We start from the raw sequence: 25090 nt of genomic DNA on the forward strand, positions 1-25090 counted from the left end.
GGTCTCGGAAGATCCAAGCTAGGAACTAAACATCAAATGATTAAGTTTGAGTAAGTTTTAGAGAGCGCAAGTCGAATACCGAGCTGTTTCGGTTTCCTCTGTTTTCCTTCGTTCGAGAGTAGAAATCTATGCCACCGCGTTGGCCCCGCAAACCCGACCGCAACGATCCGGCGTACCGCAAACTAGACGATCGCATGAATTTTGCCGTTCACGTCGCCATTTTTGCCGCGTCCAATTCCGGAATTTGGTTTTTGAGAACCCTCCAGCACGCGGATTGGACCTGGACTGTTTGGTTGACCCTCGTCTGGTTGTCCGTCGCGATCGCCCATGGGGTTTATATTTTTGCGATCGCCGATTACTCTTATAAGACTCATGGCTAATCACACCGAAGATATCGAAACCCTCGCGGCTGAAATTGCCGATAAGGTCTACATCGACGTTGCCAAATGGCACCTGCGACTCGATGACGCTCACCTCCACCTGCCCCTCGCCGAACGGCTGTATCCCTTACTCGAAGACAATGCCCTCGACGAAAATCGCGTCGTCGAGATCCTCGGAAGCATTCCCGTGAAAGTCGGCGGCGGTCGTCGGGAACTGCCCCTGGTCGAACTGCTGCCGATGCAATGCCAAGTCCAATTAATGGATATCCTCGAAGAATTCCAACGCCGATTGTAAGGGTGGCAGACATTCCGGCGATCGCCCCCGGACGTCGTGCAGACAGCAGCGAGACCCGGCGCGATCGCCTCAGAGCACCCCCGGCTGCAACGAGATCGTTTTGTTAACTGGGAGGATGGCCCGTTGACCTCAACCGAGAAGCGCATTTATTTCATCCGCCACGGCATCGCCGCCGACCGTACCGATTACGAGCGCGACGCCGACCGTCCCCTTACCGAAGAGGGGTTTCGCAAAACTCGCCAGATCGCCCGCCGTTTGGAGCAACTCGGCCTTCATTTCGATCGCCTGTTGACCAGTCCCCTCACCCGCGCCCGACAAACGGCTGAAATCCTGCAAGAGCAGGGATTGAGCGACACCCTCGAAGAATATCCCCACCTCAAACCCGCCGGGAATTTCCAGCAGTGGTTGCACTGGTACCGAGACTGGCAGCCCTCGACGGAAACCCACTTGGCCTTAGTCGGACACGAACCCGATTTAGGACATTGGGTCGAACAGTTGGTGTTTGGCGACATCGGCGATCGCCTGGCGATCAAAAAAGCCGGGATCGTCGGCACGATCGTGCCGAGTACGGGATCCCCCGTCGGCAATAGCTTGTTATTTTGGCTGACCCCGCCCAAACTGTTGCTGTAAGCTCCGGGCGATCGCCGCCCCACCGTTCCAGTCGCCGATTCCTCGACCAAGCCCCTCTCGAACTTTAATCTCGATCGCGCGATTGATTGTAAAAAGACCAACACAACGAAAGTTTCTGGTAAGTTAACTTGATGTTATTTAGCGTAAGCACAGGGTAAAACTTATGACCGTTGCGGGCGATTTGAAAACAACAGGGTTTGAATTTAAGCCGGGTTTAGAAGGAGTTCCTGCTACCCTTTCCAGCATTAGTTATGTAGACGGCAAAAACGGCATCTTGGAATATCGCGGGATTCCCATCGGCGAACTCGCCACCAAAGCCAGCTTTCTAGAAACCTCCTATTTATTAATTTGGGGAGAACTGCCGACCCGCGAAGAACTCGATGCCTTCGAGCATGAAATCCGCTATCACCGCCGGATCAAATACCGAATTCGGGACATGATGAAATGTTTTCCCGAAAGCGGTCACCCGATGGACGCCTTACAAGCCTCCGCAGCCGCCTTGGGTCTGTTTTATTCCCGTCGGGCTTTGGACGATCCCGCTTACATTCGCGCCGCCGTCGTGCGTTTGTTGGCGAAAATTCCGACGATGGTCGCCGCCTTCCAAATGATGCGTAAAGGGAACGACCCGATTACTCCGTGCGACGATTTGGATTACTCGGCGAACTTCCTGTACATGCTCACCGAACGCGAACCGGACCCGTTAGCCGCCAAGGTGTTCGATGCTTGTTTGACCCTGCACGCCGAGCATACGATCAACGCCTCGACGTTCTCGGCACGGGTGACGGCGTCTACGCTCACCGACCCTTATGCAGTGGTGGCTTCAGCCGTAGGCACCCTCGCCGGACCGTTGCATGGCGGGGCCAACGAAGAAGTGCTAGAAATGCTCGAAAATATCGGTTCCGTGGACAACGTGCGCGCCTACGTCGAGCATTGCATTCAAACGAAATCGAAGATTATGGGGTTCGGACACCGGGTTTATAAAGTGAAAGATCCGCGCGCCGATATTTTGCAGAACTTGGCCGAACAGTTGTTCGAGAGTACCGGACGCGACGATTATTACGATATCGCGATCGCCTTGGAGCGCGCGGTCGAGGAAAAACTCGGTCAAAAGGGGATTTACGCCAACGTCGATTTTTATTCCGGTTTGGTTTATCGCAAGTTGGGCATTCCCAGCGACTTGTTCACGCCCATTTTCGCGATCGCCCGCGTCGCCGGATGGCTGGCTCACTGGAAAGAACAACTCGCCGAAAACCGGATTTATCGACCGACTCAGATTTATACCGGATCCCACAGCGCCCCCTTCGTTCCGATCGCGGAACGCTAGCGGTCGAGTCGGTGGCACTCGCCGACACCTGTAGGTCGAGATCGAGCGCGATCGCCTCTCCGGTCGAAAGAGGGGCGATCGCGCCGTAGTTTATGGCGCCGATAAAAAGAAACAATCCGCCAATTTCAAGCGGTTTTAGCCCCTCGTGTTTAACGGGGAAACATGAAAACGTAAAATAAAACAGGCCGCCCCCTCCAGTGGCGATCCCCCGGGGGAAATCGGCGCGCGATCGCCGAAACTTAACCCCTTCTAACACCGCTCGATCCCCCTTACCCCTCTAGAATTGCCGCCCCCATCGGGCGTTATACTGGATACTCAGTCACCGTCGTAAAAAATCTTCATAATCTAAAGTGAAGCATGAACCCAGGAATTGACCTACAAGGAAGTTTTATACAAATCCTCACGGATTTGGGCATTCCGGCTGGTCTGGCCAAAGCCATTTGGATGCCTTTACCGATGTTACTCATGCTCGCGGTGGCCACCGTGGGCGTCTTGGTCGGCGTCTGGCTGGAGCGTAAAATTTCTGCCGCCGCCCAACAACGGATCGGGCCGGAATATATCGGACCGTTGGGCATTCTCGCCCCGGCTGCCGACGGCTTGAAACTGATCTTCAAAGAAGATATCGTCCCGGCCCAATCCGATCCGATCCTGTTTACCCTCGGGCCGATTCTCGTCGTGCTTCCCGTGTTCTTGTCCTACCTGATCGTCCCCTTCGGACAGCACTTGCTGATTACCGATTTGGGAATTGCGATCTTCTTGTGGATTGCCCTGTCGAGCATCCAACCGATCGGACTGCTGATGGCCGGGTATTCCTCCAACAACAAGTATTCCCTGCTCGGGGGCTTGCGTGCTGCCGCCCAGTCGATCAGCTACGAAATTCCCCTGGCCTTAAGCGTCTTGGCGATCGCCATGATGTCCAACAGCCTCAGCACCGTCGATATCGTCCAACAACAATCGAGTTACGGGATCCTCGGCTGGAATATCTGGCGTCAACCCGCCGGATTCGTCATCTTCTGGATCGCGGCCCTCGCCGAATGCGAACGCCTCCCCTTTGACTTACCCGAAGCCGAAGAAGAACTCGTCGCCGGATACCAAACCGAATATTCCGGCATGAGATTCGGGCTGTTCTACGTCGGCTCCTACGTCAACCTGATGCTGTCTGCCTTGCTCGTCTCGGTCCTCTACCTCGGCGGTTGGGAATTCCCCATCCCCGTCGAAACCCTCGCCGGATGGTTCGGCGTCAGCGAAACCGCTCCCTGGTTCCAGGTTGTCGCCGGAGTGCTCGGCATCGTCATGACCCTGGTCAAAGCATATTTATTCGTGTTCGTGGCCATTCTGCTCCGGTGGACCGTGCCGCGCGTTCGCATCGACCAGTTACTCGACCTCGGGTGGAAATTTCTCTTACCCGTTGCCCTCGTCAACTTGCTACTGACCGCCGCCTTAAAACTGGCGTTTCCAGTTGCCTTTGGGGGCTAGTCCGCCGTCGTGACCGCGCGATGTTTTTGGGTTGGCGATCGCCCCAACCCCCTCGGGTCCTTCCCCACCAACGCCAGCCCAACCTCTCCCCTCAAATAGTCATCAGGAGAACCTCATGCTGAATTTTCTCAGTAAAGTCGGCGATTACGCGAAAGAAACCTTACAAGCCGCCAAATACATCGGTCAAGGACTCTCGGTCACCTTCGACCACATGAGTCGCCGACCGATTACCGTCCAATATCCTTACGAAAAACTGATCCCCTCCGAACGCTTCCGGGGACGCATTCACTTTGAATTTGACAAGTGCATCTCCTGCGAAGTCTGCGTTAGAGTCTGCCCGATTAACTTGCCCGTCGTCGATTGGGAATTCAATAAAGAAACCAAAAAGAAAAACCTCAAGCACTACAGCATCGACTTCGGCGTGTGCATCTTCTGCGCTAACTGCGTGGAATACTGCCCCACCAACTGCCTCTCCGTTACCGAAGAATACGAACTGGCGGCTTACGATCGCCACGAACTCAACTTCGATAACGTCGCCATGGGCCGCCTTCCCTATAAAGTCACCAACGATCCGATGGTCTCGCCCATGCGCGAACTCGCCTACCTGCCCAAAGGCGTCGTCGATCCCCACGTGGTTCCCCATACCGCGCCGCGTGCGGGCAAACATCCCGAAGACATTCTCCAAGAATTAGAGAAACAAGCCGAACGCCAAACCCCGGAAGCCAGTTCCAAAAACTAACCCCCTCCAGCGATCGGGCCGTTGTTGAGTTCCCTTTCGATTTCTCTAGTTGTGACCACAAACGAAGGATACGACCGTGAATTTAGCCGAAGGCATTCAGATTATTTCATTCGGGATTTTGAGCGTCGCGCTCGTCGGTGCCGCACTAGGAGTGGTGCTGTTTAGCAACATCGTCTACTCGGCCTTTTTACTCGGTGGCGTCTTTATCAGCATGGCCGGGATGTATCTATTGCTCAATGCCGATTTCGTCGCCGCCGCCCAAGTGCTGGTCTATGTCGGTGCCGTCAACGTCTTGATTTTGTTCGCGATCATGTTGGTGAACAAACGGGAAGATTTCGCCGAGATGCCGAATGCCTGGATCCGCAAAGGGGCGACTGCTTTGGTGTCTTTGGGCTTATTCGCTTTGCTGACGACGATGGTCTTCTCCATCCCCTGGGAAGTGTCTGCCGTAGCGACTCAAGCGAATGGCTCGATTGTCACCATTGGCGAGCATTTCTTCTCGGACTTCTTACTGCCGTTTGAGTTGGCCTCCGTCCTCTTGCTCATGGCGATGGTCGGCGCGATTATTTTGGCCCGCCGCGACCTGCTCCCCGACGAGAGTTCGACCCCGAGCGAACAACGGCTGATGTTCGAACAACTGCCCGAACGTCCTCGCGAACCCGTCGGCTCCCTCCAAGGCAGTGCGCGAGACCAGTAAGATCTGACGATCTGGCTGGCTCTGTGTGTTTTTCTTGCAAACGTTCACCTAACTTACGAAAGTTCAAGCAGATGCAACTGCAATATTTTTTAGTGCTGGCTGCCGCTTTGTTCTGCATCGGCATCTACGGATTGATTACCAGCCGCAATGCCGTGCGGGTATTGATGTCGATCGAACTGCTGCTCAATGCGGTCAATCTCAATTTGATGGCCTTTTCTAACTTTCTCGATTCCGGTGAGATTAAAGGTCAGGTATTTGGTGTCTTTGTGATTACGGTAGCGGCTGCCGAGGCGGCAGTGGGACTGGCGATCGTTTTAGCGATCTACCGCAACCGCGATACGGTGGATATGGAGCAGTTTAACCTGCTCAAGTGGTAGGCCAAACCACCGCAAGTTCTAGGATTCGGGTCGAGACTGTACCGAGTTCACCGAACATCAAAAAACCGGGTCGATCGCATCGATTCGGTTTTTTCGTTGGCAAAGCGGCAAAAGGTACGAACTCGTACAATCGACATCGCCACCCCCTCGGTACACTGGGGAAAATATCGACATGCAAAGGGTTGGGAGTTCATTACCAGTGCAACTCAAACACGCGATTATCGCCCATAAAGCCGGAGACCACCTCAGTCGCCGTCGAGCCGAACAGTGCGCCCGCGAACTCGAAGCGCGCGGCTGTAAGGTGTTAATGGGTCCGAGTGGTTCCAAGGACAATCCCTACCCGGTTTTCCTCGCTTCTGCTACGTCGGCGATCGATCTGGCCCTGGTTTTGGGCGGCGATGGAACGGCACTGGCTGCGGCCCGTCATTTAGCGGCGGAAAATATTCCGATTTTGGCGGTCAATGTCGGCGGACATTTGGGCTTTTTAACCCAGCCGTCGGAGACGTTTCAAGATAGCGAGAAGGTTTGGGATTACTTGCTCGAAGATCGCTATGCGGTGCAGCGTCGGATGATGATCGAAGCTCAGATTTTCGAGGGCGATCGCTCTAATTTAATTCCCGCCAGCGATCGCTATTTGGCCCTCAATGAAATGTGTGTCAAACCCGCCGCCGCCGATCGCATGATTACTTCAATTCTAGAAATGGAAATTGACGGGGAAGTGGTGGATCAATATCAGGGGGACGGGTTGCTCGTCGCTACGCCGACAGGTTCGACTTGTTACACCGTGTCCGCCAACGGTCCGATCGTTCACGACGGGATGGAGGCGATGGTCGTCACGCCGATTTGTCCGTTGAGTCTGTCGAGTCGTCCGATTGTCCTGCCTCCCGGGTCGGTGGTCAGTATTTGGCCCCTTGCCGATAGCGATTTGAGTACGAAACTGTGGATGGATGGGGTCTTGGCGAGTTCGATTTGGCCGGGACATCGGGTAGATGTGAAAGTGGCGGGTTGTCGCGCTAAATTTATTATCCTGCGCGAAAATTATTCCTACTACAATACGTTACGAGAAAAGTTGCAGTGGGCGGGGGCGAGGATTCATTACAGTAATAATCATCGCAATTGAAAACAAGGGAGAAGGAAACCGTCCCAACTCCGGAGGACGGAGTAGGTGACGAAGGTTTTGCTCACTTGCTCGATTTAAACTCTAAACTCTAAACTCTAAACTCTAAACTCTAAAATCCTTCATGCCTCATTCAAACTTACTCGGATTGCTTCCCGCCGATGCGCGACGGGTCGTTGAAATTTGCGACGATCGCCCGTCGAATACTCGGGAATCGGCTTTGCAACGAGCCACACTCTATCGACGCATCAATCCCCGGGGGGAATATCTCACGATCGCGTGCGATCGCCATTCCTCGGACGTCGTCGAACCCGCGATCGCCGAACAGTCCGTGGATTGTTTGGTGTTCGATCGCACCTTGACCCAAGTACTCGACCCGCTCAAATTGCTGCAGTCGAGCGCCCGTTGGTTGAGCGAAAACGGGCAAGTTGTTGCCTGTATTCCTAACGTTCAATATTGGCACCGTCTCGTCTATTTATTGCGCGGTCGAGGGTTGGAACAAAGCACAAATTTTGACGATTGTCAACTGCGTTTTTTTAGTTTGGAAACGATTAAAGAATTATTTAATCAAGCCGGATTAAATCTCTATGAAGTGCAAACCGTAGGGGTTCAAACAGAAGCGTTTAAAGAATTCGCTCAGACGATCGCTCCCGTGGTCAAAGAATTGGGCTTAGATCCTCAAACCTTTGCCATGCAAGCGAATGCAGAATTTTATGTAGTACGGGGGAGTCAAACTCAAAGTTCTCCCCGAAGATTGTTCGTACATACGATTTTAATGGCGCCGACGGCGTGCGATCGCCCTCGGGTTCTCGACCCCGATCGCTTTAGTAATACTATTCCCGGAGTACGGGCGATCGCCGAAGTCAAAAATGCCGATCTTTCCCTCGCCTTACCGCAAGAAGAAAAAGTCTTTATTTGGCAGCGTACCATTTTAAAATATCCCCACGATTTCGCCCGCTTGCGCGAATTACTGCGACGAGATTATCTGATTATTGCCGAAATTGACGACGACCCGTTACGCCGTCCCCAATACGAACAAAATCGCTTTCTGAGTTATCGCGGTTGTCATGGGGTGCAAACTTCTACCGAACCTCTTGCCGACTATTTGCGCCAACACAATCCTAATGTTGCCGTTTTTGCAAATCAACTGACCGAATTACCGCCAGAACGAACCTATAAAAATGACGGAACCTGTACGATCTTTTTCGGGGCTTTGAATCGCGAGGCAGATTGGGAACCGATTGTCGGCGAACTGAATCGAGTGTTAGGAAAATACCGCGATCGCGTGCGGGTGAAAGTTATTCACGACCGCAAATTTTGGAATGCCTTGCAGAGTTTAGAGGGCGATCGTAAAGATTTTGAAGCCTTTTGTCCTTACGAACGATATTTAGAAATTATGGACGAATGCGACCTCGCCTTACTCCCGCTTACGCCGACGCGGGTTAACAGCATGAAGTCCGATCTCAAGTTTCTCGAATGCGCCGGACATGGAGTGGCCGTATTGGCGAGTCCGGTGGTTTACGAACACACGATCGTTGAAGGAAAAACAGGCTTAATTTATCGTAGTGTCGCAGAATTCGGCAAGCATTTAGAGGCGTTAATTACCGATCCGCTTTTACGGCAAACATTAGCCCAAAATGCCTATGGTTGGGTGGCTGAAAATCGCTTACTCTGTCAGCATTACCGTCAACGCAGCCAGTGGTACAAACAATTGCGCGATCGCCTACCCGAGTTAAACCGTCAGTTGCGCGATCGCGTTCCCGAACTCTTTACCGATTAATCGCTCGATCGACGATCGATCGATGAATGAATGGATTCATTTAGATTCATTGAACCCGCGATCGCCCTTTTCCCATTTACTCTCTTTGACCTCAATCCGATCGATGCGAATTTTATTGACGATTGCCCACTATTTCAATCCAGAAGGGGGCGGAAAACACGGTTCTCTCGCAAAAAACCCTCAACCGCGCATTCTTGCACTAAGCCAGTGCATTACTCATTTATGGTCCGTATTCGGTCGATCTCAATCCTCGATCGACATTGCCCAATGTGCGGCCCTCCCGGTCAATCAGGCGCAAGCCAACGACCTCGATATTGTCGTTTGTACCACGGGCGATCGTCATTTATTGGGACAACTTCCCCTCGATCGCAACATTTATCGCCACCATGCGACTCACGCAGAACCGATGTTTCTCGGGTTTGAATGTCAAGCGGTTCTTCGCGACAGTTTGGGTCATTACGATTATTATTGCTATCTCGAAGATGATTTAATCCTGCGCGATCCGTGGTTTTTTATCAAACTCAAGTGGTTTACGCAACATACCGGAGATGCGTGTTTGTTGCAGCCGAATCGCTACGAAATCGCCATGCAGGGCCAGCGTCACAAAGCTTACATCGATGGCGATCTGGCGCCGAAAGTGACGGCGCCCTTTCAGAATGTCAAGGAAGCGCCGGAACTCAAGGGCAAAGTTATGGAAGAGTCGGTTCTTTTTAAGCGGACTCTCAATCCCCACTCGGGATGTTATTTTCTCAATACCCGACAGATGGCTTATTGGGCGCAGCAACCCTATTTTTTAGACCGAGATCCGAGTTTTATCGGTCCGTTGGAAAGTGCGGCGACCTTGGGAATTATGCGAACGTTCAAGGTTTACAAACCTGCTATGGATCATGCGGGCTTTTTGGAAATTCAGCATTTCGGTAGTGGGTTTCTCCAGTTAATTGGAAACACGGTGCGTTTGGGTTAAAAAGGGTCAGTTATCTGTTGTTTTACCCCTGAGTTGAACTTTTAAAAATTGCTGATTTACCAAGGATTGCCGATGGTTGTAAATCCAGCCCAATAATAAGGATGAGAAAGCGGTTTAATCTCCCGGACATCCTGTTGTTTGGGTAAGGCGATCGCCCCTTCGGAAAGCATCAATTGTCCCGGTTCAAGGCGGACGTTACCTCGGATAAATTGTAATTGTGCTTGTCGCAACGCTTCCGCACGAATAGGCGCCGATCGCAGGTTGTCGTACAATTCGCTCATTAACCCCAAGGTGGCATTATCGCTGACATACCAGAGACTGGCGATCGCCGATCTAGCGCCGGATTGCAACGCCAATCCAGCAAATCCCAATTCTGCCTCGCGATCGCCGATCGCACTGCGACAAGAACTAAATACTAATAAGTCCACTCCAGCTACTTGCCATTGTAAATCTTTCATGTCCGACAATCGCAAACGTCCATCCCACAATTGAATATAAGAGTTTTCCGCACTTCCCGGCTGAAAATCCATGTGCGTCGCGAGATGAACGATGCTAAATTCTTTAGAATCTACCTCTTCTTTTAGGGTGTTGAGTGTAAATTCTTCATTTAAAAATTGCTTGCCCGACCAACAGGAACTCGACCGGGAGCGATCGTCACAAACAATCGCGTCTAACTCTAGAGGAACCGCAGGTAAAGGTGTTAATTCTTCAAACTCTGAGGCTCCCATTGCCAAAACTTGCTCGTTTTTTAAATTGGTATAAGTTGGCTGGGTCAAGCTGAAACTCGGGACGATCGCCAAACTATATTGTTCGACTAAAAACTGTTCTCCATCGTGAAGCGCTGCGAACGGCAGCGATCGCAATCCCTCATCGGGAACGAAAATTAAATTTTGAATCCTTCGTTGTTCTAAGGTCGGCTGAATCGGTTCGATTAATAAGCGATAAAGCTCTTGAGACGGTTCTAAATAGAGTTGACTGTACGATCTTTTGCGATCGGTGATTTTATGGCGAAATTCAACGGCCAATTGTTCGACAACCTGGCGATGAGCTTCAGGAATTTTGAGGCGTAAGGGTTTTTCAAATGCTGTAACGACAACTAATTCTACCGGGTCGTCTGGATGGCGATCGCACGGCCATCCTAATTCTTCTTGTAAGATGCCATCGGAACGAACGAAGCGATCGCGATCTCGCTCTTGATTATGTTCGCCACTGGGACAAACGAGCGCTGCATTATCATTTAACTGAGTACGTCCAAAAACGATGTAGACCACTGCGGTTTTCATTCCCATTTCTTCCTCAGTTTTTCGCAAAACTTGCCGAATTTCATCGAGAGAAAGCAAATTAAAATGGGAAGGGTGGTTGAAGTAATTAATAAATTCGCGAGATAACGCTTCTTCCAAGGTCGTAATTTGCGTATCTAGCTCGATCCCCGTCATCGAAACTTCTACGATGGGTTCGGAGCGAGCGGAATTGTCGATCGGGATCGAGGCGGGGTTAATATTTCCATCCGCGATTGTTTCTGGGGGAACGATCGATTCCGATGTCGCCGAGAATGGTTCGGGGATGGCGACGCTTTCGACAGATTCAGTCGGTTGACCGGAAGGAAACTCGGACCCAGGCGCCGCAGTAGGTAAAGTGGGATTCGCGGCGGCAGTCATTTGAGATTCGATGTTGCGCTGGGGGAGAGGATTGTTGTCAATCGTGTTCGGTGCCATTTCCGACGAAGCGGGAATCGGCGATCGCGCTGGAACCTCCGACGACGGGGCGATCTCCGATGGTGCTGAAGGCAGAATTGGCGATAAAGGCGCAATTTCCGGAGCTTCAGTCCTATTGGGTTCGGAGGCGATCGCCTCCGGTAGGGGGTTGCTTCCCCCTACCGCTTCCGACGGAGAAACATTCTGAGGTGAGATCGGCTCTAGGGGGGGCGCTCCTGGTGCGTTCTGAGCGGGAAGCGATTCTTGCGGAGTTTCCGCGACCCCTTCCGGTTCCGGTACGGGTTGCGCCACTACTTCCGGTTCCGGTACGGGTTCCGGTTCCGGTACGGGTTCCGGTTCCGGTATGGGTTCCGGTTCCGGTACGGGATCGACCCCATCATCCGTACTCACTGTAATATTTCCCCGGGTAAAAGAGCGGGGGAAAATTTCGCCGAGGTTGAGGGTTGATGTCCCCGTCGTGACCACATCGCGCGTTCCGTGAAACGCAGGATTGCCAATTTCAAAGCCCTCAATCGGGTCTAAACCGTCGCCTCCCGCGTGACGCAGGGTGATGCTTCCGCCGCCAGCGCCTCCCGCCGTCGAAATACTCGCCTGTCCTGTTGGCGAATAGGAGGACGGGAACGCATCCGTCGCGCGGAAAAATCCCCCGGTGGTTTCGATAAAGACATCGCCACCGCGACCTGTGGTTCCCCCTTCCGCGTTAATCGAGCTCACTTGAATATCGCCAATCGGATCGAGGAAAACGTTCCCCGCATCACCGACGGTCGCACTTGAATCGATCGCCCCCGATGTAATCGCCAGTTTCGCCATCACGGTAATATCGCCGCCGCGATCGCCTCCGGTTGATGTGAGATTCCCGGTGATAATTTCGCCTTGGCTGCTGGTTACGGCGATCGCCCCGCCTGTCGGAGCCGAAGTGCTATCTAAATTCCCGGTTTGGACGTTGGCGGTACGACTTTCTAAGGCGATCGGTTGACCGTTACTAGTGATATCCCTGACGGTGAGCGCGTTTTCGGTATTCAGGCGCACCCCCGCCGCGCCTGTCGTCGTCACTGGACCGCGCAGGTCGATCGTATCCGTACTCGTCGCGCTCAAACTCCCGGCAGCGATCGCTTCTAGAGCCGTTATTTGAGTTGCACTCTCGATCTTCAACTCACCCAAGGGTTGCTGGCTCCCTACGGCTCGATTAAATGTGAGATCGCCGTTGCCGACATTGAGGGTTAAGTTTTCTGTCGAGTCGATCGCGCTATCTAGGGTTCCTCGAATCATGAGGTCACCGTCATGGGTCGTTATTGTGACCGATCCGGCGATCGCGATCGCGCCGTCAAAGGTCGTATCTTCTTCAGTGGTAATATTTCCGGCGATCGTCGTCTGGCTACTGGTAATGTTCAAATCCGTTAATGGAGACGTTTCGCCGAGATTTCCATTCAGATCGATTTGACCTGTTCCTGCATTTAAAGTTAAATTCCGATTCCCATCAATATTCCCCAGAATGCGAATGTCACCCCCTGCACGATTGGTGTCTATTTCAATCTCATTGCCGAGGATGATATTTCCCGTCAGTGAAATATTATTATCGATCGTTTTTACATCTGAATTTAGATAAATATTGGCTGCATTAAAGGCGATCGACCCATTCCCCAATCCCGTTATGGAACCGTTCGCCGTAATCGACCCCGAACCTGCTTCTAAGGCGATCGGGTCACTAAATTCGAGAGAATTAACAATTGCAATTTCTCCCGTAAAATCGGCTCGACCCAAGGCGATCGAACTAAATCCATCTTCAATTTGAGATAATTCATTTGCGGTTAAATCAAAACTTGCATCGCTCTCCGTATCTCCTCCCAGGATTATATTCCGATCGGGGCTTGCGGGTTGTAAGCTGAGACGATTCGTTCCCCTCACCGCCCCGTTAAAATCTATTTCTCCCGCCGTTAAAGTTAGGGGATAATTACCGATATCCAGACTAGAACCAAACGCCAAAATTGCCGTTCCGGGAACTAAATTGGCTCCCGGCATTAGGGTGACGGGGGCGTTAAAACGAAGTTCGTTATTGTTGGTTTCAATTTGGCTAGCAACGGTTACCGTTCCCGGACCTATTTGCGTGAATGGGCCGTTGAGATTGAAGGGATGGACGAGATTTAAGTTTTCGGTATTGGCGAGGGTGACCCCACCTAATCCGGTGGTGGTTACGGGAGCGTTAAAGCGAATGGTATGGGTATTGATATCGATCCCTGTAGTACCCGTTACGATAATTGCTCCGTTAAATGTTGTCGTTCCGCTTCCGGCTAGTTGAGTTAGGTTGGTAGCATTAATTCCTCTCGTCGTTAAGTTATGGGTTTGGGCGATCGTTAGATCTCCCAATGGCGTTTGACTGCCGATATTTCCGGCAAAATCAATGTTTCCCGTCCCCGCATTTAACGTTAAATGATGAGCGCCATCGAGGGTATTATTAAATGTTAGATTGCCGGAAATAGTACGAAAATTTACGTCACGGAGCAAGCTGACGGCGCCGTCTAGGGTTAAGTTTTGGCTGTCGGTAATAATGCCGTTATTAAAATAAATTTGCTGCCCGGTTTTGAGGGTTAGATTATAATTGCTATTACTGAGGTCAATTTCTCCCAAGGAACCGACATAAATATTGCCGACAGTATCGGAACCCAGGGTTAAATTTCCACTGCGAACGTCGAGCATTAGCAATTCTTCTGTGGTGAGGCTGTAATCTCCCGTGGCATCGTTGACGGCGATCGCCGTTCCTGGCGCGATCGGTTCCAACGTTAAAGTATTATTAGTGGTAATCCGACTTTCGCCCTGAAAACTAATATTATTTCCTCGGAAAATAAGGTTTCCCGTTCCCGTCGCCGTGGGATTAATTAAAACACCATTTAATCCGATTCCCTCTGCACCGCTAACCCCAACGCCTTCAAGGAGTAAATCCTCCGTTCCCGTCGCTTCTACCGTACTATCTGTTTCAAGATCGATGCCGAGGTTACCTTCTCCCGTGCCGTTTCCAGTTCCTTTGAGGGTAACGCTTTGGTGACCGGAAATCGTGCTACCAGTAAGAAAAATTCCAGGATTGTTATCGGTTCCGTTACCGCCTTGTCCTTCAAGGGCGATCGCTCCCTTTTGAGAAGTAATATTACTGCCATTTAGCAGGCGAACTCCTTGATTGAGGTCTGCGGTTACCTCACGCGCTATTCCCGTCAAACTAATATTTCCATTTTCCGAAAAAATGCGAGCATTATCATTGGCGAAAATCCCATGATTTAAACTATCTCCCGTTCCTCCATTTCCTTGTAAGACGATATCTCCTTCTTTGGACTCAATTATACTGTTCCCTCTAAAAAGAATACCGATATTTGCAAATTCGCTTCCGTTGCCCCCCGTTCCCGTTAGATTGATTTCTCCAAGATTGGAGGAAATTTGAACGTTGTTATCAATATAAATTCCGTAATTTTCACTCGTTCCATTTCCGCCCGTTCCTGCTAAAATAATTGACCCTACCTCCGTTTGTAGGGTACTGCCATTCATCACACTAATTCCATCATTGACTTTTTCGGTTCCTCGGGCCATTCCAGTGACTCGAAGATCTCGATAAGCCGAAAGGGAAACCCCATCACGAATCGCTACTCCGGTATTAAATAATCCTTGAACGCCACCCGTTCCATCGATGACAATCGACCCGCTTTGTGATTCGACCAGACTACCCGCCGTTACGCCAATTCCCCGGTTATTTTCCCCTGTTCCGTTAGCGATTCCCGTTAAACGAATATCTCCATCGGCGGACAGGGTAGATTCATCGACAAAGACCCCTCCATTCCAATGGGTTCCGTTGACCCCAAAGCCTTCTAAAGTAATGGTTCCTTGCGGTGCTTCCAGGCGAGAATTGGCCTGTAAAACAATACCGGGATTGTATTCTCCCGAACTATTGCTCCCCGTTCCAATCAGGTGAATATTGCCCGTTTCCGAACGAACGATCGCGCCATCTAAAAAGATTCCTCGATTGAAGTTGGTTCCTTTACCACTGGTTCCCGTTAACACGATCTCCCCATTGGCGGTTACGGTAGCATTTTCAAGATATAATCCCGTATTCCATTCGGTATATAATCCCGTATTCCAATCTACTCCGCTTCCCCCGGTTCCGTCTAAGCGAATCGAGCCATTGCCGTTGGTTTGCAATACGCTCCCATTGGAGATCAAAATACCACTATTGTTATCCACCCCATCCAATCCCCTCCCAGTCAGGGTAATCGTGCCACCTTCAGCATTAATGGTTGCGTTATTGAGAAGAATGCCGTGACGTGAGGTCGGGCTGCCCGTTCCCGTGGCCGTAAAATTCCCACCCCCTGTATGAATGGTGGTATAGGGAATTGCTATGCCTCCGCCACCCAAATTGTCGATATCGCCGTTTAAAACTAAATTGAGGGAATCCCCGCCGGGGACGCTATCGCTAATTTGACCGTAAATATAAACATTATTATGGGCATTGAGGGTCAGGGTGTTGTTTAATCCGGTTCCGTTAAAATCAATCGGCGCAGTTACCGTAATTTTGCCCTCTTGGGTTCCCCCACTGCCTGTTTCGATGGTGACGGATTGATTGCCCCCCGTCAGGGCCGCGACGACTAAATCGACCCCCAATTGCGCGCTATCTGCCGTGGCGGCGAAGGGGGTGGTGTTGTTAATATTGACCGTACCCGCTCCGGCGACGATCTCGATATCGTTGGGGTCGATGAGCCATTCCCCTCCACTACCGCAGGTCGGAAGGTTAGCGCAACGAGTGCGAGCGTTGGGAACGCTACTCACTTCTAAAGATTGCAAGCCACTGGTTTCGACGAAGCCGCCATCTCCGCCGAGAATCCCGCCCAGGGCGCTGATTTGCCCGTGAATTTGGGCATTTTCTCGGGCAAAGACGATGACTCGTCCGCCATCGCCGAACTCGGTGGCGTCGGCGGCGATGCTGGAATGGCGATCGATAAATGTCTGTCGGGCATTCGGGACGCTTCCTCGACCGCGCAGGTCGCCGCCGACGAGTACGGTTCCGCCGCCGTGAGGGGCAGAAGTATTAAGTTGACTTTCAATGAGTGCGACGCGATCGCCTAGAACGGCAATTTGTCCCCCGGTTGCGGTCATCTCACCGGAAACCATGGTATCTCCGGTTTGCGGTGAGATCGCAATCCCCGAACCCGATAGCTGTAGGCTGCCATCCGGGTTAACCGTTACTGTTTTTGCATGAGTGGCCCCCGCACCTGTCAGCAATTCCGGCAGCGATTGCGGGGTAAATGTTCCCATTTCTGCCGTTCCCGGTCTGACTTCTAAACTTAAGAGCTGGTTCTCTTGGGAAATCCTGACCGCACTTTCCCCGGGTACCGCCGCGAGGGTAATGTTCCCCCCCGGCGCCGACAATGTACCTGCATTGAGGACGCTACCCCCGAGAAGGGTTAAATTGTGACCCGGTTGCAGGGTTAAATTGCCAAAATTAACGATCGCCCCGGGTTCTAGGGAGGAAAAGGCAAAGTGAGAAGGAGTTCCGACTAAATTGGCCCAGGCATTCTCTCGCCGGGCATCAAACCAATGGTTTTCACTAAATCCAATTCCCGTGGCGCTGGTAGCGAAAAAGTCTCCCGGTACGTTTAAACTCGCATTGGCGCCGAATAAAATCCCGGCGGGATTCATTAAAAATAAATTGGAATCGCCACCGCTCACTTGAATTAAACCGTTAATTACCGAAGCGTCGCCGCCAGTGATGCGCCCTAAAATATTCTTAATTTCCGGATTCGAGAGAAAATTGGCGACTTGCCCCGCTTCTAGGCCAAATTGCTCGAAACTATGGAACAAATTCGCTCCATCTGCCGAGGGTTGTCCCCCGTGAATGTTAAAGTGATTGCCCTCTGGGGTGACGGCTGTCCCCGTACCGTCTGACGCCGGAGTAATCGGTTGAGCGATGGAGGATTTGCTAACTCCCGTGAGAGATGAAAGGAGAACGAGAGAGGCGATCGCCCTGAATGAGTTATTCATACCTGAGATTCCCCGATGCTTTTCTCTGACCTAACAATGATGGAAAATACGGAGGTGTCTCGAAAACGAGGCTCACATTATAACACTTCAATCCGTATTTTCCCTGAGTAAAAAATCTTATTTGGGAAACTCTAAAATTTATTTTTAAGCTATACAGCACTCGGGGGATCTGAGGAGGTACAGTGCCGATCCCCCTATCCCTCCTTCGCCCCCCTTTCAAAGGGGGGCGAAGGAGGGATTTCGGGGGGAACGAGGAAAGTCCCCCTTTTTAAGGGGGATTTAGGGGGATTGAAATGTACCGCCCAACAGCGAAAACTACTATATAGATTTTTAGTTATTTTTTGATGCAAAAAATGCGAGAAACGGTAGCGCAATCTATAGCAGTCCTACCCACCCAATAAAAAAGCCAGGGAGTAAAATCCCTGGCTTTTTGACGATCGAGCTAACGAGTTAGCTGACGAAATGTGAAGTGATTAGAACAACACGATATCGTTGGCGTTGACCGTACCTTCGCGGATGACGGCGATCGTCACGAGGTCGCTGGTTGCCGCGCCTGTGGCCGCAGGAGCCGCACCGCTCGGGTCGTAGTAGAGGATACCGCCAGAATCCTGAGCGTCGAATACGATGGCCGGGGTATCCGCTCCGGTGAAGGAACTGGTAAAGGTACCCGAGTAACCCGATTGGGTTTGTTCGGGGAAGAAGTCGAGGTTAATCCGTAACGGTTGTCCGGCAGTGGCTTGTCCGGCACCTCCGAAGAAGTCACTGGCATCCAGATGAATCTTATCGATTCCCGTATCGAACGAGGTAATCGTATCGTTCAATTCTTCTGTAGAGGCGCTTTGGTAAACAAAGGCATCGAAGGAGCCACGGGTTCCGATCAAGCTGTCAGCACCGAGGAAACCTTCGAGGGTATCGTCACCGGGGCCGTCAGCACGCAAGGTATCGGCTTCTTTACTACCGACGATCACGTCGTTACCCGCACCGCCGATGAGGGTGTCGGTGTTGGAGTTGGCGATCAAGAAGTCGTTGCCTTCGCCACCGAGCAGGGACATTCCGGTGGTTCCTTCGGTAGCGAACAAGGAGTCGTTGCCGTCGCCACCGATTAAGGTACTGTTGGAACCAGAGGCCACGAGGGTATCGTTACCATCTTGACCCGTGAGCCAGGAATTTTCACCTGCGGCGCTGAGGCTGTCGGCACCCGCACCGCCATCGAGGGTGGCGTCCGCTCCTGCCGTGATGAGGCTATCGTTGCCTTCGTTACCGAACAGACGGCTGGTGGCTCCTGCTGCGGTAATGAAGTCATTTCCGGCAGCCGTTCCGGCGGTGTCGTTGTCACCGTAGAGGGTGTCGTTGTTACCGATACTGATGAGGGTGTCGCTACCTTTGTCCCCATAGATCAGGTTGGTACCGCCAGAGACGATCGTGTCTTCTCCTTGACCGCCGTAGACGGTGTTGCGTCCCAAGGTCAGACCCAAGTTGGTGACGTCAATCGAGTCGTTTCCTTCGTTACCGAAGACCCACCCTTGAACGCCGTAGTTCTTAATGGTGTCGTCACCTTCACCACCGATCAGGGTTTGCCGTCCGCGTAGTCCGCCGAAAGCGACTAAGCTGTCGTTGCCGACGCCACCATCCATCCAGTTAGCTTGGGGGACGCCGTTGAGGTTACCCGAGGCATCGTCCGCGTCAATCCGTCCGGCAATATTACCGAGCATGAGCAGGCTGTCTTGACCTTCGCCGCCCCAGAGGCTGTCACGATCGCCCAAACCGATGACGACATCGTCACCCAGGTCGCCGACGAGGTAGTTACGTCCGGGGTTGAGGGGAGGATTGGCATCGGGTTGGAGATCGACAACACGAACGCTGTCGTCGCCGATCGCGCCGCCGCCACCACCGGGGCGCAAGTCGGGTAGCAATTGACGGTTGTTCGGCAAGAGCGTAGTTTCGGGAACGAAGTCATCTTGTCCGCCGAAGCCAATACCCGTACCACCAAACGACGACAGTTCCACAACTTGGACGGTATCGTCTCCCTGACCGCCGTAGAGGCTATCTTCTCCGAATCCAGACCCACTCAGGAAGTCATCGCCTTTGTTGCCCAGACCGAGGTTGCTGCCTCCACCGTTACCGAAGTTGAAAATATCGTTTCCTTCGTCGGTTCCGTCGATGTCGCCCCCAAAGACGGTGTCGTTGCCTTGGGTACCGACGGATTCAAAATAATCGTCTCCTACATCGCCGAAGAATAAACTGGAGCCACCCAGACTGCGAACTTGGTCGTTGTCTTGTCCGGCATAGACCGTATCGCCGACTCCAGCTCCGGTTAACGAGTCATTATCTCTGTTTCCAAAAATGATGCTCCCACCATTGAGGGTGTCGCTGGTGAGAATGTCACTCCCGTTGAGACCCAAAACGGTGTCGGGTCCACGCTCGGGACCCACTGTAAGATCTAGTGTATCGTTGAAATCAGTCAGGATTCTAACCATTCAGAGTTCCACTCCTCATCTGTTTCGTGTCGTCGTTGTCTAGTCTGCTGCAGCAGCTAGCAAAGGAAACCGCGAGACGCATGGTTTAGGCTTTTGAACCCGAACGCGCGCTTCCCTTTCTTTAATAAAGTATAGTGCCGGGATGAAAAAGCGATCGGGATACGGGATTTCTTTCCCTAATTTGGTTAGCGAATGGCGTGAACTCAGATCGATTGGCGATCGCGTTCACCACCCTGACGGGTGCGCTCCTTTGCGCTTTGTTATCCCAAGATTCGCGCTGGCGATTGGGTTGCGATCGCCAGAACCGCGCCGATGCCCAATGCACCCTCACGGAACTGCCGAAAAGCCATAGCCAGGTTTCGTGCTTGCTTGACACTCCCCAACCCAAAGGTGCAGGGATTCTTGGCTCAACGAGCCCTCTGAGTTTCCGTCTCTATCGAGCGTCAATCCAGAGTGACTTCTCTCCCCAAGCGTTACTTCCGGTCTGCCTTACCGTAGTTGGATGACTCCAAAGTTTGTCTAATAAGTTGACACGTCTGGTCTTTCTGCCAGCAGCAAGTCTAGCCCAATTGAGGGCTAATGTCTAGTCTGGCAAGATTCTAAAGCCTTTTGTCCTGGTCTTTGACGCTTTGGTCATTCTCGGGTAATTTCGTATTGACAATGACTGGGGTGAGGACTACCGTGCCTAGTCTTTAGTTTCGCGGCCTGAGTTCCCTTGATTGACAAGCTTGCAATCCTTTAGCTATTGACTATTAACCTATTCCTGTCCAGACTTGGCAAATCCGAACAAAGTTCCGTCGGGCTAGCTCGGTATTTTTATGGGTTTTGACCGGGTTCGTCCGCTCGCGATCGCCGCTTTTGTCAAAAATTTTGCGAAGGATTTGCCTTCTCAACAACGGGGCGATCTCAGGTCACGAAACGATCGAGTTTCCCGGGACGATCGCCACCATGGCTTCAATTGAATCCGCTTATCAGTTTGAGAATGAGGATAAATCAAAAGGGTGTGGGGCTCGCGATCGCATCGGATCGGGCGATCGCCGATCTCGAACGGGCCGAACAATTCCAACGGCAAGAAAATTGGGAGGCGGCGATCGCCTGCTATCGTCGAGCCTTAACCCACAGTGGCGATCCGGGGGAGATTTATCCCCACCTCGCCGCCGCGTATCTCGACGCCGGACAGTACCCCGAGGCGATCGCCACCTGTCAACAAGCCCTCAAAGGAGACCCCAATCGGGCCGAACTCTACCACACCTTAGCCATGGCTCTCGACGCCCTCGATCGCCCCGACGCGGCCACCAGGGCTTACGATCGCGCCTTGGACGCTTGGCAACAAGCCCTCCAACTCCCACTCCAGGGAACCGGGGGCGATCGCGCCTTCAAACTCGGCAACGCCTTACTCGCAAGCGGTCGCCTCGACGCCGCCATTTGCGCCTACCAACGGGCGATCGCCCTCCAGCCCGGATCCGCCGAAGCCCATTCCAATCTGGGGATCGCTTGGTTGCAAGCCGGACGGGGCGATCGCGCCGTTGCTGCATTGCGCCGCGCCCGCGCCCTCCAGCCCCAGTCTGCCGGGATCGCCTACAACCTCGCCAAAGCCCTCGACGCCCAACTGCGCCGAGGGGATGCCAGCGCCGATCCCCAACTCAGTCGGCAACGGTTCGAGGCCCTTCTCGATGCCGTAAAGCTCGCTCCCGAGTTCGCCGAAGCCCACGAAATGCTCTTGGGTACGGTCATTGCTCCCCAGGCGCAGTCCGCTTCTTTTAGCTTGCTGCGCGAGACCGCCGCCGCCTACCTGCGCCTGTGTCCTCCGTCGTGGCGATCGCTGGCCCTGGTCGGGTCGGTTTCCGTCCATCTTTACTCCGGGACGATCCCCGAGGCTCAAGCCCAACTGGGCGAACTGGAAACAGAAATTTATCAAAATCTGGGTCGATTACCCAATCGCTTCATCAGAAATCTTTATAGTCAGGTCTTGTTTTGCCTGCCGCACCTGCGCGACGATCGCGGCGCCAATAGCCGACTGGCGACTTTCATGGGCGATCGCGTCCGTGGGGTTCTCGACGGTCAACTCCAGGAACCTGTAGCGACGGCAAAGCGGGCGATCGGGCCGTCCGCCCCTTTAAAAATTGGCTGCCTGTCCGCTCATTTCCGGCGTCATTCCGTCGGGTGGTGCAGTCGAGATGTTTTGCGGGCGTTGTCGCGTATCGCTCCCGACTTGTATTTATATAGTTCTCAAACTTTGGCGGGGGACGACCTGACCCGGGAGTTTCAACAGTTCGCGGCCAAGTTTTACCACCCCTCTCGACGGGGAGAGGCCGTCATTGCCGAAATTCTCGATGAAATGCGCCGCGATCGATTAGACATTTTAATCGATTTAGATTCGTCTACGGTCAGCGTCCATCCCGAAATTTTGTATCGCCGTCCGGCACCGATTTGTTTGTCTTGGTTGGGGTTTGACGCCCCTTATTTAGGCGATCGCCATTATTTTTTAGCCGATTGGCACACTCATCCCGCCGGATCGGAGCGCCATTATCCTGAGAAGTTGTTACGAATGCCCGCTTGTTTTATGGCCGTCGGCGGATTCGAGGATCGAGGGTTTGCCGAATCGAGACCGTGGGGCGATCGCCTCGTTTATTTATGTGTCGCTCCGGGAAAGAAACTCGATCGCGCCCTAGTCGATGCCCAAATTCAGATTTTAAAACAGGTTCCTAGTAGCATTTTACTGCATAAAGGTCAAGGGGATTTAGAGATTATTCAAGAAGCGTATCGAGAAGGGTGCGATCGCCATCGCGTGGAGCGCGATCGCGTGCAGTTTTTACCGCAAACAGAGACGGAAGAAGCCCATCGAGCTATTTATAAAACCGTCGATGTCCTGCTCGATTCTTATCCCTATAATGGCGGGACGCATAACTTAGAAGCGTTATATTTCGAGTTGCCCGTAGTGACGAGAGTGGGGGAACAGTTTTTATCGCGGATGGCGTATTCGTTCCTCAAAACCTTGGGAATTGAAGCGGGAATTTCGCCAACTTGGGAAGATTATATTGACTGGGGGATTAAATTAGGGAGCGATCGGGAATTGAGAGCGGAAATTCGACAACAATTGAGGCGATCGCGCCAACCCGAAACTCTTTCGCCGTTGTGGAACCCCGAACAATTTGCCCGGGAGTTATACGAGATGTTGTTCAAAATAGCACGATAGGGTCGCCGACGAGCGACCCTAGGGAAAGGATGGTGAAAGGTTCGTTTATTTGACCGTTTCCAAGCTGTTGGTCTTGCGGGTCAGACGGTTTAAGAAGATCTGTAAAACCGTGCGATCGCCGATCTTAATATTGGCATTGACCGCCATCCCCGATTGCAGGCTAATTTGTAGATTGTTCTGCAAGATAAACTGTTGGCTGTTGAGTTCGATCGTCGCCGGGAAAGCGTAATAGGGGCGTTCTTGAGTCGGCGCTAACGCATCGGAACCGATCGAGGTTAAAATCCCTTCAACCTTGCCGAATTCCGTAGCGGGGAACGCTTCGATATTGATTTCGACCGGGACGCCTTGTTCCCCAGATTCTTTGCGTTTGCGAAGGGCTTCTAAGACTAAAGCGATGTCCTGGTTTTTGATATAAACCGAAGCTTCTAATTGGGCATCGGGAACGATTTTTAATAAGGGATTGGGGTCGCGTTCGGTGGCGACGTAACCTTCCGCATTTGGTTCGAGGTCGAACACGTATCCCGTGACCGGGGCGCGCAATTCTTGATATTGCAACTGTTGTTGGGCGCGGGCGAGTTGACCGTCGAGGCGAGCAATTTGTTTTTGATTTTCCAGTTTCGAGCGACTGAGTTGGGCGTTAATTTCCGAAATCCGTTTTTGGTTTTCGGCAATTTTGGTCAGGATATCTTTTTGGGAGAGGGCGGCGGTGTTGTCCCGTTGTTGACTGGCGCGATCGATCGCCACGCGCAGGCGATCGCGTTCGTTTTCGAGGCGGGAAATTTCCGATTTGCGCGCTTCGAGTTCGTTTTCGCGACTGAGGACGTCGGCGCGTTGTTGTTGCACTTCATTCTCGCGATTTAAGACTTCCGCTTCGCGGGCGGTGACTTCGTTGCGGCGGTTGAGCAGTTCGGCTTTGAGTCGTTCGACTTCTGCTTGACCGCGCAAGACTTCTTGTTGTTGGCGGTCGAATTGGAGTTGAGATAGGGCGCCTTCTTCGACGAGGGGTTGAATGCGATCGCGGATTTCGATATTGAGTTGCAGGGAGTCTTCTGCCGTTCTCAATTGCTCCCGAGCGGTGGGAATTTGGTCTTGAGACTGGCGGACTTGTTCCTCGGCTTTTCTGACCCGTTCCTGGCTTTGGAAGACGCGATCGCGGGCGCGTTCCAATTGGTCGCGGGCGATGCGCAGTTGTTCGCGGGCCGTGGGAAGTTGGGCTTCGACCTGTTGGAGTTGCTCGCGCAATTCCTGAACTTGCAAACTGGCGGCAGCCACGCGGCTGTTAAACTCGCTCCGACTGGCGGCGAGGAGTTGTTCTTGGTTGCGATCGAAATCATCGCCGCCCCCCGCCGTCGCCACGCCACCGACCTGAGCTTGGAGAAACTGATTTTCCGAGATCAAGTTAGCGCGCAAGCGGGTGAGCGATTCGAGGTCGGAACCGACCGGGCCGACGGTTTGACCGTTGAGGGCGGTGGTAAAGAATTGGTTTTCCCGCATCAGGGATTCGCGCAATTCTTTGAGGGATTCGACATCGGCTTCCGGGGCCGTGGGGTCGAAGGTAATCAGGAGGTCGCCTTTTGTAACGAGTTGTCCGCCTTCGACGTGGATCTGACGGACGACCCCTCCAGTGGGGGCTTTGACATCGACCACCGAACCTTGGGGTTCGAGTTTTCCAGTGGTGGGGATGACTTGTTCGACTTTCGCCCAAGCGGCCCAAGTAATCCCAGCCGTGGTCATGCCCAGAATCAACCAGATGATAATACTGGCCCAAATGGGCGATCGCTCCAAGATCACCGGGCGATCGAAGACTGGGGGGGAAGCGGGTTTGAATGTATCCTGAGTCATGAGTCCAAAGCTCCTTGCTGTCGCTCGTGGTAAGTCGGGGGACGGGAGGGGAGTCCGAGGTCGTCG

At 52.6% G+C, this 25090-nt stretch carries 15 protein-coding genes; 12 read left to right on the plus strand and 3 right to left on the minus strand.

Annotated features, from left to right (window positions below; translation table 11 throughout):
• The first annotated feature begins 128 nt into the window (after positions 1-128).
• From JJD41_RS08410 to JJD41_RS08460, 11 genes are all read left to right on the plus strand, one after another.
• Positions 129-380: a 2TM domain-containing protein gene (locus JJD41_RS08410; RefSeq protein ID WP_168570147.1), complete on the plus strand. Its 252-nt coding sequence runs from the start codon at positions 129-131 to the stop codon at positions 378-380.
• Entirely contained in the window at positions 373-675 is a 303-nt protein-coding gene (locus tag JJD41_RS08415) for a DUF3181 family protein (protein ID WP_168570148.1), read from the plus strand. Before JJD41_RS08410 ends, JJD41_RS08415 begins: the two co-directional genes overlap by 8 nt.
• 123 nt (positions 676-798) lie before the next feature.
• The gene (gene sixA, locus JJD41_RS08420; RefSeq protein WP_200665529.1) at positions 799-1305 is read left to right on the plus strand and encodes a phosphohistidine phosphatase SixA; all 507 of its coding nucleotides are present in this window, start codon (positions 799-801) and stop codon (positions 1303-1305) included.
• Positions 1306-1468: 163 nt separating this feature from the next.
• Positions 1469-2629, plus strand: coding sequence for a citrate synthase (locus JJD41_RS08425; RefSeq protein ID WP_200665530.1), 1161 nt, complete (start codon positions 1469-1471; stop codon positions 2627-2629).
• A gap of 357 nt (positions 2630-2986) precedes the next feature.
• Positions 2987-4105, plus strand: coding sequence for an NADH-quinone oxidoreductase subunit NuoH (gene nuoH / locus JJD41_RS08430; protein ID WP_200665531.1), 1119 nt, complete (start codon positions 2987-2989; stop codon positions 4103-4105).
• A gap of 115 nt (positions 4106-4220) precedes the next feature.
• Complete coding sequence (gene ndhI / locus JJD41_RS08435; protein WP_370583762.1) at positions 4221-4844, plus strand: NAD(P)H-quinone oxidoreductase subunit I; 624 nt, start codon at positions 4221-4223, stop codon at positions 4842-4844.
• A gap of 76 nt (positions 4845-4920) precedes the next feature.
• Positions 4921-5541: an NADH-quinone oxidoreductase subunit J gene (locus JJD41_RS08440; RefSeq protein ID WP_200665532.1), complete on the plus strand. Its 621-nt coding sequence runs from the start codon at positions 4921-4923 to the stop codon at positions 5539-5541.
• Positions 5542-5612: 71 nt separating this feature from the next.
• Entirely contained in the window at positions 5613-5918 is a 306-nt protein-coding gene (gene nuoK / locus JJD41_RS08445) for an NADH-quinone oxidoreductase subunit NuoK (protein WP_200665533.1), read from the plus strand.
• A gap of 199 nt (positions 5919-6117) precedes the next feature.
• Positions 6118-7038, plus strand: coding sequence for an NAD(+) kinase (locus tag JJD41_RS08450; RefSeq protein WP_200665534.1), 921 nt, complete (start codon positions 6118-6120; stop codon positions 7036-7038).
• Between the two features lie 121 nt (positions 7039-7159).
• On the plus strand, positions 7160-8815 hold the full coding sequence (locus tag JJD41_RS08455) for a glycosyltransferase family protein (RefSeq protein WP_200665535.1): 1656 nt from the start codon (positions 7160-7162) through the stop codon (positions 8813-8815).
• 103 nt (positions 8816-8918) lie between these two features.
• Complete coding sequence (locus JJD41_RS08460) at positions 8919-9779, plus strand: calcium-binding protein (RefSeq protein ID WP_200667167.1); 861 nt, start codon at positions 8919-8921, stop codon at positions 9777-9779.
• A gap of 56 nt (positions 9780-9835) precedes the next feature.
• Here JJD41_RS08460 and JJD41_RS08465 read toward each other — a convergent pair whose 3' ends face one another.
• Positions 9836-17509, minus strand: coding sequence for a CHAT domain-containing protein (locus tag JJD41_RS08465; RefSeq protein WP_200665536.1), 7674 nt, complete (start codon positions 17507-17509; stop codon positions 9836-9838).
• Positions 17510-17982: 473 nt separating this feature from the next.
• Entirely contained in the window at positions 17983-19941 is a 1959-nt protein-coding gene (locus tag JJD41_RS08470; protein WP_200665537.1) for a calcium-binding protein, read from the minus strand.
• Between the two features lie 1048 nt (positions 19942-20989).
• Between JJD41_RS08470 and JJD41_RS08475 the strand changes: the two genes are divergently transcribed.
• Positions 20990-23182, plus strand: coding sequence for a tetratricopeptide repeat protein (locus JJD41_RS08475; RefSeq protein WP_200665538.1), 2193 nt, complete (start codon positions 20990-20992; stop codon positions 23180-23182).
• 45 nt (positions 23183-23227) lie between these two features.
• Here JJD41_RS08475 and JJD41_RS08480 read toward each other — a convergent pair whose 3' ends face one another.
• Complete coding sequence (locus JJD41_RS08480) at positions 23228-25024, minus strand: HlyD family efflux transporter periplasmic adaptor subunit (protein WP_200665539.1); 1797 nt, start codon at positions 25022-25024, stop codon at positions 23228-23230.
• Between the last annotated feature and the right edge of the window lie 66 nt (positions 25025-25090).

Source organism: Oxynema mangrovii CENA135, assembly GCF_016632315.1.
GTDB classification, from domain to species: domain Bacteria; phylum Cyanobacteriota; class Cyanobacteriia; order Cyanobacteriales; family Laspinemataceae; genus Oxynema; species Oxynema aestuarii.